Annotated in this window: 9 protein-coding genes; 2 read left to right on the forward strand and 7 right to left on the reverse strand. The window is 71.5% G+C overall.

Annotated elements, in window-relative coordinates; genetic code table 11:
• Positions 1–2: 2 nt before the first annotated feature.
• The 7 genes from ACQEVG_RS16545 to ACQEVG_RS16575 form a co-directional block, all read right to left on the reverse strand.
• The gene (locus ACQEVG_RS16545; protein WP_432983648.1) at positions 3–1,373 is read right to left on the reverse strand and encodes an aldehyde dehydrogenase family protein; all 1,371 of its coding nucleotides are present in this window, start codon (positions 1,371–1,373) and stop codon (positions 3–5) included.
• Entirely contained in the window at positions 1,370–2,371 is a 1,002-nt protein-coding gene (locus tag ACQEVG_RS16550) for a proline racemase family protein (RefSeq protein WP_432983651.1), read from the reverse strand. Before ACQEVG_RS16550 ends, ACQEVG_RS16545 begins: the two co-directional genes overlap by 4 nt.
• A 16-nt stretch (positions 2,372–2,387) precedes the next feature.
• Positions 2,388–3,296 (reverse strand): dihydrodipicolinate synthase family protein, encoded by a 909-nt coding sequence (locus ACQEVG_RS16555; RefSeq protein WP_432983654.1) that lies wholly within the window; start codon positions 3,294–3,296, stop codon positions 2,388–2,390.
• 73 nt (positions 3,297–3,369) lie between these two features.
• Positions 3,370–4,761: an FAD-dependent oxidoreductase gene (locus ACQEVG_RS16560; protein ID WP_432983657.1), complete on the reverse strand. Its 1,392-nt coding sequence runs from the start codon at positions 4,759–4,761 to the stop codon at positions 3,370–3,372.
• Positions 4,754–5,053: a (2Fe-2S)-binding protein gene (locus ACQEVG_RS16565; protein ID WP_432983660.1), complete on the reverse strand. Its 300-nt coding sequence runs from the start codon at positions 5,051–5,053 to the stop codon at positions 4,754–4,756. Before ACQEVG_RS16565 ends, ACQEVG_RS16560 begins: the two co-directional genes overlap by 8 nt.
• 32 nt (positions 5,054–5,085) lie before the next feature.
• On the reverse strand, positions 5,086–6,234 hold the full coding sequence (locus ACQEVG_RS16570; RefSeq protein ID WP_432983663.1) for an NAD(P)/FAD-dependent oxidoreductase: 1,149 nt from the start codon (positions 6,232–6,234) through the stop codon (positions 5,086–5,088).
• Between the two features lie 69 nt (positions 6,235–6,303).
• Positions 6,304–7,668 carry an aminopeptidase P family protein gene (locus ACQEVG_RS16575; protein ID WP_432983666.1) on the reverse strand — a complete coding sequence of 455 codons (1,365 nt, stop codon included), beginning with the start codon at positions 7,666–7,668 and terminating at the stop codon, positions 6,304–6,306.
• Positions 7,669–7,841: 173 nt separating this feature from the next.
• Here ACQEVG_RS16575 and ACQEVG_RS16580 point away from each other — a divergent pair, with 173 nt between their 5' ends.
• Both ACQEVG_RS16580 and ACQEVG_RS16585 read left to right on the forward strand, forming a co-directional pair.
• On the forward strand, positions 7,842–10,163 hold the full coding sequence (locus ACQEVG_RS16580) for a collagenase (protein ID WP_432983669.1): 2,322 nt from the start codon (positions 7,842–7,844) through the stop codon (positions 10,161–10,163).
• 283 nt (positions 10,164–10,446) lie between these two features.
• Positions 10,447–11,553, forward strand: a complete 1,107-nt coding sequence (locus ACQEVG_RS16585) for a hypothetical protein (protein ID WP_432983672.1) — start codon at positions 10,447–10,449, stop codon at positions 11,551–11,553.
• Positions 11,554–11,724: the final 171 nt, after the last annotated feature.

The raw sequence follows: 11,724 nt of genomic DNA on the forward strand, positions 1-11,724 counted from the left end.
TGTCACGTTGTTTTCGCAGGTGCGAGGGTGTAAGTGCGACCGGTGGAATAGAACTCCAGGGCCGCCCGGCCCTGTTCGCGCGGCCCGTGGCTGGAGGACTTCGCACCCCCGAACGGCAGATGGAAGTCGACGCCGCTGGACGGGGCATTGATCCGGATCATGCCCGTGTCGAGCTGGTCGAGCCCGTACAACGCCATGTCCAGATCCGCCGTGTGCACCGAAGTGACCAGGCCGTACGGGACGGAATTGGTGATCCGTACGGCATGTGCCAGGTCCTGGGCGGGCAGCAGGGCGGCGACCGGGCCGAAGACCTCCTCGCGCAGCAGGGTGTGGTCGGCGGGGACCTTCTCGACCAGGGTCGGGGCCGCGTACCAGCCGGGGGCATCGGACACGGTTCCTCCCGCGAGTACCGAAGCGGACTCCCCGGACTTGAGGACACGGTCGCGTGCGGCCGCGGAGATCAGCGGGCCGCAGACGGTCGCGGGCTCGCCGGGATCGCCCACCGGCAGGGCACGCAGCGCCTCGGACAGGGCCTCGCGCAGTGGGCCGAGGGCGGCGCCGACCGCGATCACCCGGCTGGTGGCCGTGCACTTCTGCCCGGCGTATCCAGCGATCGCGGCGGCGATCTGCCCGGCTGCCGCGGCGATGTCGGCGTCGGGCAGCACGATCGCGGCGTTGAGACCGCCCATCTCGGCCTGCACCGGTATGCCCCGCGACGTCGCGGCGCGCACCACCGCGCCGCCCGTGACCGTGGAGCCGGTGAAGGACACCGCGTCGGCGGCGGAGGCGATGGCGCGGCCCTCAATGGCCCCTCCGGCCACCACGGTGAACACCCCGCTGGGGAGGGGCTGTTGGATCAGTTCGGCCAGGCGCAGGGCGCAGGCGGTGGCCTCGGGCGCCGGCTTGAGGACGACGGCATTGCCCGCGGCCAGCGCGGGGGCCGCCTTCCAGCTGGGAATCGCGTACGGGAAGTTCCATGGGGTGATGAGCCCAGCGACCCCGTGCGGGCGGCGGCGGGTGAGCAGCAGCCCGGGTCCTGCCGCGGGTTCGTGGACCTCGCCTACCGCGTCGTACGGCAGTTGGGCGTAGTACCGCCAGATCGCGGCGGTCCGGGCCACCTCGGCGCGCGCCTCGTTGACCGGCTTGCCCACTTCGCGCACGGCCAGCGCGGTGAGTTCGTCGGCCGCTGCCTCGATCGCCCCGGCGATCGCCGTGAGCGCGGCGGACCGGCCGGCGGCCCCGCCCAGCAGCCAGCCGGGCTGGGCGGTGCGGGTCCGTTCCACCACTTCGGCGGCGGCGAACGCGCCGGCGGCCGGAGCCTCGACGACGAGGTCCGAGGGTTCCGCCGGATTGCGGGAGACGACGGTGGTCACAGCAGGAAGCCTCCGGGGAAGGGGTCGTCCGGATCGAGGAAGTACTGGGCGGTGCCGGTGATCCACGCGCGGCCGGTGATCGTGGGCACCACGGCGGGAAGTCCGCCCACGGTGGTCTCCTCGACCAGCCGGCCGGTGAACTCCGTACCGATGAAGGACTCGTTGACGAAGTCGTGGTGCAGTGGCAGCAGGCGGCGGGCGTGCAGCTGTGCCATCCGGGCGGATGTGCCGGTCCCGCAGGGGGAGCGGTCGAACCAGCCCGGGTGGATGGCCATGGCGTGCCGCGAACGGTGCGCGTTTGAGCCGGGTGCGGCGAGGTAGACGTGCTTGACGCCGCCGATCTCCGGCTGCTCCGGGTGGACCGGCCGGTCGGTGGCGTTGATGGCTTCCATGATTGCCAGTCCGGCGGCCAGCAGATCGTCCTTGCGGTCCCGGTCGAAGGGCAGTCCCAGCGCGTCGAGTTCGACGAAGGCGTAGAAGTTGCCGCCGAACGCGAGGTCGTAGGTCACCTTCCCGTACCCCGGCACCTCCACCGTGCGGTCCAGGCCGACGCTGAAGGAAGGCACATTGGTGAGCGTGACGGACTTTGCCGCGCCGTCCTCGACGCGTACGTCGAGGGCGACCAGACCGGCCGGGGTGTCCAGACGGACCGTGGTGACCGGCTCGGTCACGGGGACCATGCCGGTCTCCACCAGAACGGTGGCGACGCCGATGGTGCCGTGTCCGCACATCGGCAGCAGCCCGGAGACCTCGATGTAGAGAACGCCGTAGTCGGCGTCGGGTCGCGTGGGCGGCTGGAGGATCGCGCCGCTCATCGAGGCGTGTCCGCGCGGCTCGTACATCAGCAGCGTGCGGATGTGGTCCAGGTGCTCGATGAAGTGCAGCCGCCGCTCGGCCATGGTGGCGCCGGGGATGACGCCGACGCCGCCGGTGATGACGCGGGTGGGCATGCCCTCGGTGTGCGAGTCGACGGCGTGGAAGACATGGCTCGTGCGCATGTGTGGGCTCCCGTGGTCAGTGGTGACCGTCGGCGACGGCCTTCTCGGTGGCGGCCCGGACTCCGGCCTCGACGGCTCCGGTGAGGGGAAAGCGCGGCGGGCGGGTGGGGCCGCCGCGGCGGCCGGTGATGTCCATCGACAGCTTGATGGACTGGACGAACTCGGTCTTGGAGTCCCAGCGCAGCAGGGAGTGCAGGGAGGTGTAGAGGGGCAGGGCGGTGTCGAGGTCGCCGGTGACGGCGGCGTGGTAGAGCTCGGCGCAGGTGGCGGGGAAGGCGTTGGGGTAGCCGGCGATCCAGCCGACCGCGCCGGCCAGGGCGAGTTCGAGCAGGACGTCGTCGGCGCCGATCAGCAGGTCGAGTTCCGGGGCGAGTTCGGCGATCTCGTAGGCCCGGCGGACATCGCCGGTGAACTCCTTGACGGCGACGATGTGCCCGTCGCCGTGCAGTGTGGCCAGCAGTGCGGGGGTGAGATCCACCTTGGTGTCGAGGGGGTTGTTGTACGCGACGACCGGCACCCCGGCCTGGGCGGTCTGGGCGTAGTGGGCGCGGACGGCCTGCTCGTCGGCGCGGTAGGCGTTGGGGGGCAGGAGGAGGACCGAGCCGCAGCCGGCTTCGGCGGCCTGCTCGGCCCAGCGGCGGGCCCCGGCGCTGCCGTAGGCGGCGACACCGGGCATCACCCGGGCTCCGTCGCCCGCCGCCTCGACGGCGGTGCGGACCACGCGGGCCCGTTCCTCGTCGGTGAGGGTCTGGTACTCACCGAGCGAACCGTTCGGCACGACACCGTCGCAGCCGTTCTCGATCAGCCAGGCCACGTGCTCGGCGTACGCGTCGTAGTCGACGGACAGATCGTCGCGCAGGGGCAGCGCGGTGGCGACCATGATCCCGCGCCACGGGCGGGTGCTGGTCCAGGAGCTGGAGGTCATGAAGAAGCCCTTCCGTAATGTGTGACATTTTATTAATGGGCACGCGGAGCGTGCAAGGCTCCGTGGCGGCGGTTCAATCGGCCGGGTCGAGCTCGGCCAGCACACCGAGCGGGACCGGAGTGGCGAGCGGGCGGCGTTCGGGGGAGTCGGTCCCGCCTGCGAGGCACGTCACGGCCTGGCCGCACATGCGGCCCTGGCACCAGCCCATGCCCGCGCGCGTCATGAGCTTCACGCTGCGCGCGTCCCGGGCGCCGAGGTCGTTCACGGCCGCACGGATCCGGCCCGCGGTGACCTCCTCGCAGCGGCAGACGTCGGTGTCGTCGGTGAGCCAGTCGAGCCAGCCCGGGCCGGGCGCGTGGGCGGCGCCCATCGCGTCGGCGAAGGCCCGCATCCGGTTCCGGCGGTGGCGCAGCGCGTCACTGACGGCCGGTGTGCCACGCAGCCGTGCGGCGATCGCGCGGGCCGCCAGCTCACCCTCCGTCAGCGCCAGGGCAGCGCCGCCGATGCCTCCGGTCTCACCCGCGGCCCAGACACCGGGCACCGAGGTCTCCTGGTCCTCGTCCAGCGCGAGGGCGAAGGTGCCGTCCGGTGTACGCCGGGTGGCGCAGCCGAGGCCGGTGGCCAGTTCGATCCGCGGCACGAGCCCGTGTCCCACGGCGAGTGCGTCGCACGCGATCCGGCGGCCCGTGCCGGGCAGTGGCCGCCAGTCACGGTCGAGCCGGGAGACCGTGACGCCCTGCACGCGGTCGGTGCCGTGCACCTCCGTGACCGCGCTGCGGGTGCGCACCCGGACCCCGTGGTGCAGCAGGGCCGCCCCATGGACGGCCGCTTCCTTGAGCTTGCCCGGGTTGGTGGCGAGGGCGCGTGGCCGGCGCGCGTATCCGAGATATCCGGACGCCTCCACCACCTCCGGTACACGCGCTCCCGCGGCGGCCAGCGACGAGGCGACGGCGAGCAGCAGTGGCCCGCTCCCGGCCACGACGATCCGCCTGCCGGGCAGGACAAGACCCGCCTTCAGCATGGCCTGCGCCCCGCCGGCGCCCACGACGCCGGGCAACGTCCAGCCGGGGAAGGGGAGTTGTCGCTCGTATGCCCCGGTGGCGAGCAGTACGGCGCGGGCGCGCACCCGTACGGGCCGCCCATCGGCGCCGTCGGCCCCGGTCACCGCGTGCATGTCCCACAGTTCCCGCCCCCGGGTCACCGTCCAGACATGGTGTCCGGCGAGATGGTCGGCGCCGCTGTCCCCGAGCCGCCGCCGCAACCGGGTGAACGCAGCCCAGTCGTGGTGCAGCTTCTCGGGGCGCGCGGCGCCGAGCGCGGGGTCGGGGTGCCGGTAGAACTGGCCGCCCGTCCGGGCCTCGGCGTCCAGCAGGGCGACACGCAAACCGAGTTCGGCAGCGGTCACGGCGCCGGCGAGCCCGGCGGCCCCGGCACCGATCACCGCGAGGTCGTACGGATCAGCCACGGCCGTGCCCTTCCTGCGTGGTGACGGCGTCGCCGGGCCGGGCCGGCACGAGGCAGGCACGCCGGTTCGGCTGCCCGTTGATGGTGGCCAGACAGTCGTAGCACTGCCCGATCCCGCAGAACGCGCCGCGCGGACGGCCCTCGACCCGGGTGGTCCGCCAGGCGAGGATGCCCGCGCCCCACAGCGCGGCGGCGACGGACTGTCCGGGCAGGGCGGTCAGGGGGCGCCCGTCCATGGTGATCTCGAACGTGGACTGGGGAGCGGCGTGGACGAGATCCGCGGGGGTGCGCATGCTGTTCCTTCCTTGCCGTGCAGGGTCTTCGGTCACCATTGGTCCTCGAAGCGGTCCGGGGCGAACGGCTCTGCCCGCAACGGGAGTTCGCCGCCCGTCAGCATCCCGGCGACGAGCAGGCCCGTGGCCGGAGCCAGGCCGATGCCCGCGCCTTCGTGCCCACAGGCGTGGAACAGGCCCGCAACCCTGGGGTCCGGACCGATGGCGGGGAGGTGGTCCGGCAGGTACGGGCGGAAGCCCGCGTACGTGCGCATCGCGGATACCCCGGCGAGCACCGGGAAGAGCGTGGTCGCTTGCCCGGCCAGTCGGCGCAGCACCTCCACCGAGAGTGAACGGTCGAAGCCGACCCGCTCGCGGCTCGCTCCGATCAGGACCGGGCCCGCCGGGGTGCCCTCGACCACGGCCGAGGTCTGCAGCTCGGCCGAGCCGCTGGCCACATCGGCCACATAGTCAGCCGCGTACACCTTGTGCCGCACCAGGCGCGGCAGAGGCTCCGTGACGAGGACGAAGCCGCGCCGGGGCAGGACGGGGAGCGAGACGCCGGCCAGGCCGGCCACCGAACCGCCCCAGGTGCCCGCCGCGTTGACCACATGGCGTGTGTGCAGCTCACCCAAGGCGGTCCGCACACCGCGAATCTCGCCCGACGAGCCGGTGAGGATCCCGGTGACCTCCTCGCCGAGCCGTACTTCGGCGCCGGAGGCGTGCAGCAGGTGGGCCGCGGCGAGCGCGGGCTGGACCTGTGCGTCCTGCGGATACAAGAACGCTCCCGGCAGACCCGGGGCGAGGTGCGGCTCCAGTTCGTGCAGCGAGTCGCCCGGTACCTCCACCGCTTTCACCCCGGTGGCCGACTGCGCCGTGGCGAACACCCGCAGCGCGGTCAACCGTGTTGCGTCGGAGGCGACGACGAGCCCGCCCTTCGCCTCGAACTCGATGTCCGGCGGCAGCGCTTCGGTGAGCTCCTGCCACAGCGAGGCGGACAGCAGCGCCAGTTCGAGTTCGGGGCCGGGCTCCTTGTCGGAGACCAGCAGATTGCCTTCACCCGCACCGGTCGTGCCGCCCGCGACGGGGCCGCGGTCGATCACGGTGACGGAGAGGCCGGACCGGGCGGCGTAGTAGGCGCAGGCCGCGCCGACCACCCCGGCCCCGATGACGACGATGTCCGGCGATTTTCCTGTGAGCACGCGAGTAATATGTCACATGGCATTCCGTCTGCCAAGGTCCTGCCCGGCACGCCCACCAGGGGGCGGCGGTCAGCCGTCGAGGAGCCCGCCCATCCAGGACTCGATTCCGTCGGGCGTCCGCGGCAGTGCGTCGGACATCAGCCGTGCGCCGTCCCCGGTGATCACCAGGTCGTCCTCGATCCGCACCCCGATGCCGCGCAACTCGGCCGGCAGTGTCTCGTCGTCCGGCTGGAAGTACAGGCCCGGCTCCACGGTCAGCACACTGCCCTCCGTCAGCACGCCGTCCAGATAGGTCTCTGCCCGGGCCTGCGCGCAGTCGTGGACGTCGATCCCGAGCATGTGGCCACTGCTGCAGAGCGTGTAGCGCCGGTGCAGATCGCCTTCCGGGCTCTTCAGAATTCCCCACTCGGCCAGTCCCTCGGCGATCACCTGCATGCCTGCCCGGTGGAAGTCCCCGAAGCTCGCGCCCGGCCTGAGCGCGGCCATCCCCGCTTCCTGCGCGGCCAGCACCAGCTCGTACGCCTGCCGCTGAACGGACGAGAAGCGCCCGGAGAGCGGAAGAGTGCGGGTGATGTCGGCGGTGTAGAGGGAGTCGGTTTCCACACCCGCGTCGAGCAGCAGCAACTCCTGTGCGTCCAGGGGGCCGTCGTTGCGTATCCAGTGCAGCACGCAGGCGTGCGCGCCGGATGCCGCGATGGTGTCGTAACCCGTGCCGTTGCCCTCGGCGCGGGCGCGCAGTCCGAAGACCCCCTCGATCCAGCGCTCACCGCGCGGATGCGCCAGTGCTCGCGGCAGCGCCCGGACGACGTCCTCGAAACCGGAGGTGGTGTGGTCGACGGCGAGCTGAAGCTGGTCCACCTCCCAGGCGTCCTTGACCAGCCGCAGTTCGCTCAGCGCGGAGGCCAGTTCCCTGTCGCGCGACGGGTCGCGGCCGGGAGGCAGCTTTCCGTACGCATCCAGGTGCGCGCAGCGGATGCCGGTCATCCGTTCCGCCTCGCCGAGGTCGGGGCGCCGGCCGACCCAGAACTCGCCGTGGCGGCGGTCCCGGAAGAACTCCTCGCTGTCGTCGCGCGGGGAGCGGGGCCGGACATACAGCACGGCCTCGTGGCTGCTCGGCCCCGACGGCTCCAGTACGAGTACATGTCCCGCCTGGTCCTCGCCGGTCAGTCCGGTCAGCCAGGCATATGCGCTGTGCGGGCGGAACCGGTAGTCGCAGTCGTTCGAACGGACCTTGAGCTCACCCGCCGGGATCAGCAGTCGTTCGCCGGGGAAGCGGGCGGACAGCCGGGCGCGGCGGGAGGGGGTGACCCGGGCGGCGGGCAGAAGGAGCTCGCCGGGCAGCGGGCTGGGTTCCCAGTCGCGGGCCATGAACGCTTGCAGGTCGGCGGAAGGCGTCAGGTCGTGGCTCCCGGTGCGGAGCGCCTGTTCGGTCATCGGATTTCGTCTCCCTGGGACAAGGTCCGGCGAAGTGGGGTGTGCACGGGGGTTGTGCAGTGCAATTTCACATTACTACGTTACGCATCACATAGCGGTAGCGGGCGCTGCTCTCGCTTCAACTGCCGCCTGTGGCGCAGTACTTCATCCCCAACCCCCCTCAGGAGACATCGGTGTCTCGACGCAGATACGCACGCAGACCCTTACTCGCCGCGGCCACAGCAGCCGCGGCGCTGCTGGCCACATTCGGTCAGCTCGGCCAGGCCTCGGCGGCGCCCGTCCAGTCGCAGCGGACCGCCGCCCCCGCCGGATCCGTTGACCGCCACGACCCGCACGACGAGGTGGAACGCCTCGCCAGGGCACCGAAGGCCACGGTCCGTACCGCGCCCGCCCCCGGCGGGTTGCCGGAGGGCCGCGTTCCCGGCGCCCGTACGACGGGCAAGGCCAAGGCGGCGGCCGGTACGTACGCCGTCCCCTGCACCCTGGACGGCATCGCCGGCCTCACCCCGGACCAGTTCGCCGACTTCCTCGGCGATCCGGCCGTCACCGCCGACGGCTGTCTGCGCGGACTCATCTGGACCTGGGACGCCCGCCTCGCCCCGGTCATGTCCGACGCCCACGTCCAGGCCGTCTCCCGCCGGATATCCACGCTCGCCCCGGCCCACAACGGGAAGAACGGCAGCCATCTGCTGGAGATGTTCACCTACCTCCACGCCGTGGTGTACCACGACTTCTCGCGCAGCGAGATCGACGTCACCGACGTCCCGACCACCGAAGCCATGCGCCGTGCCATCAGTGCCTTCGAGGCGGCGCGCCGCTCCTTCGACGTGACGCGCACCAACGCCGAAACCCTGCGCGAGGCGCTCTACGCGGGCAGCGGCCCCGGGCTGCGCCACTCCCAGCTGGGCCTGATCCAGAAGGTGCTGGCCACCATGGACCAGTACCACACCGCCACCTACAAGGACCCGGCGTGGGGCGGCGCCGCGCTCGCCGGGCTCTCCGTCAACTACCTGGGCGTCTACCCGGGCAACAACGACACCTCCTTCCGCACGCTGGTCGCCCGCAACGCGACCTACCGAGGCGCCTTCAAGAAGTTCGCCGGCTACACCCACCTCAAGGGCACGCCGAACGAATGGGTGGTGCGGGACGCGCTCGGCGAGTACGGCCGCTTCGGCCAGATCGACGCGCTGAAGTCCGAAACCGTCTCGGGCCTGGGCGCGCTGCTGCCCGTCACGACGCGCAACTTCGGCGAGGGCAGCCAGCCCTGGGCCAAGGTGGCGACCTGGCTCAACTTCTTCGAGGCCTGCAAGCCGTACGGGGTGTGCAAGGCCGACATCGAGCGCCGCATCTTCCCCAACACGTACATCTACGACAACGGCGTCCTGAAGGTTCGCACCGGGCTGAACCGGGCCACCGTCGATCAGCTCTACTACGCGAGCAAGCAGGTGAAGGCGCACTTCCACCGGGTCATCGGCACCGATGCACCGCTGGCCGATGACACCAACACCTCGCTGAACATCGTGCTCTATGCCTCGCGCGCCGACTACGAGACGTACCACCCGCTGCTCACCGGCATGGGCACCAACAACGGCGGCATCTACATCGAGCGCGGCGCAACCTTCTACACGTACCAGCGGCGCGTTCCGCAGGACTCCTCACTCACCCTTGAGGAGCTCTTCCGCCACGAGTACACGCACTACCTCAACGGACGCTGGGCGGTGCCCGGTTACTTCGGGGACGGCCCCTGGTACGAGGGGGACCGCACCACCGCGATGGACGAGGGCACGGCCGAGTTCTTCGACGGCGCCACCCGCGACGGCGGCATCGCCGTCCGCAAGTCGCTGGTCCAGGGCGTCATCGAGGACACCGCGGGCGGCGGACCGCGCATGACCGTACAGCAGTTGCTGCACGCCACCTATGACGGCGACGGATTCCGCTTCTACGACTACGCGGGCACCTTCTTCGAGTTCCTGTGGACCGAGCGGCCGTCGCTGATCCGCGAGATGTACGGATACCTGCGCGTCAACGACCCGGCAGGCTTCGACGCCTGGCGCAGCCGCCTGGGTCAGGACGCCGCGCTGCAGCGCGCCTACGACAGTTTCCTGGACGCCCAGATCGCCCAGGTGGACAAGCTCTTCGTGCCGAACACCACCTACACCCCGAACGACCGGTTGAGGGACTCCTCGGCCGAGGCGGTCCGCTCCTCCTTCGCGGCCGCCACTCAGCTCAGCCCCACCTGCGCGACCGCACCGGATCCGACGATGCGCCGCTTCGTCTGCACCGGCCGGATCACCGCGCGCCTCGCCGACTCCACGAGTCCCGATGGCGTCTTCAAGGACATGTCGGAGACGGTCGACTACTTCATCCTGGACCGGGTTCTGCCCGCCTCCACCAATCTGGCCGACATGAACTGCCACTTCGGCAAGGTCGACCTCTGGGCCGACGGGAGCGCCGGAAGCGCCGACTACACCTGTGAGGGCCCGTTGCGCAGCTGACGGGGGTGATGGGATCTCCCGGGCCGTACGGCGCACATCGGCCCTGCGGCCCGGGAGCGGTCTTCCGCCGCTTGCCGAGGGGCACGCCAGGCGGCGGCATCCCGGGCCGGTCCGATGAGTTCATCCGTTTCCTGCTGAGCCGATGACGCCGCGACCTCGTCGCCACAGGCTGCCCCTGACGAGCGCGCGGAACGGGCCGGCTCCCATACCTCCTGAACGGAACCGTGACGGACAGCAGGACGTGATAGCAGCGGAAGAGGTGCTGAGGAGAGGGGAGTCCGCCGTGGCCACCAGTGCCGTGCGTATCGACGGCAACAGTCTGCTGCTGGGCGGCGGGGTGCAGATCCGTTTCATCCGAACGCTGCGCCTGCCGGAGTCAGGGACACATCCGCTGCCGCCGGGACTTGGCGAGTTCCCGGTGCGGCGCGTCGAGGACTTTTCCGACACCGTGCCGCAACAGTGGCTCGCACGGGGTGGCGTGATGCTGCCGGTGTATCTGCGGGAGGCCATGTGGCTGAGCTTCGCGGGCAGCCGGGAACCCGCGGCGCTCCAGATCGGCGTCGGCAAGGTGTGCGCCGTTTCCGGCGAGCGGTGGACCGGCAGGCTGACGCGCGAGCCGCAGAACTATCTGGTGCTGCCCCGGCAGCCGTGGCTGGACGGCATCAATTCAGGCCGGGGGACGGTGCGTCAGTTCGTCGCCGTGCCACTCGGTCTGGGTGCCACAGTGGAGGGACAGATCACGGGCGAGGAGACCATGGGAGGCGTTCAGCTCCAGGCGTTCACGCTGTCCGGGCCGGCGCTCGACGCCTGGCGCGAAGAGCAGCGTGTGGTGGCCGAGCGGGCGGCACGGGCGCGGTCGGCCGCACCGGCATGGACCGGGGGACCGATGGGTGCGCCGGGCGCACCGCCCAGCGCACCCGGCGGCGGCTACGGTGCGGCCTTCCCCGTAGCCATGGCCGCACCGGCAGCTCCCGCCGGGCCGCCCCCGCCCCGGCCCGCGGCCGCGATGGGACTGGGAGCGGGAGGCGCGATGCGGCAGGAGGTCTACCAGGACGACCGGCCCATGTCCGACTGGGCCGAGGACCCCTCCGGCCGGGTGTTCGTCCATCTGGTGACCCCGCCCGAGTGGCGCCGTATCACCGGTGAGGAGGCGCCGCCGTCGCCCGTCGACCGTGCCGCGTACACCCGGGCCGGGCTCCCCTGGTTCGACTACTACGACGAGGACGGCACCGACCTCGCGCCGACGGACGCTCTGAGCCAGGTCAAGCCGGTCGGTGACTGGTTGGGAGACGACCACACCCCGTGGGCCCCGCCCGGCGCACACCAGATCAAGCCGCTCGGCGACGCGCCGCAGCCGCCCGGGACGCCGGTGACGGACGGGGACTGGTGAGCTGAGGCCGCCGGACCGGCAACCCGACGGGATGCGGCGGCGAGGGCGTACGACCTCCACCCGCTACTCATCGGTAATTTGGCTGATCGTCGTCTCACTGCGGCTGTTTCCGCACCTCTACGCTCCGATCACCCGCAGATGGCGTGCCTACCTGGCACGACGGTCTGAACC

Source organism: Streptomyces sp. CA-135486 (genome assembly GCF_050936555.1).
GTDB lineage: Bacteria > Actinomycetota > Actinomycetes > Streptomycetales > Streptomycetaceae > Streptomyces.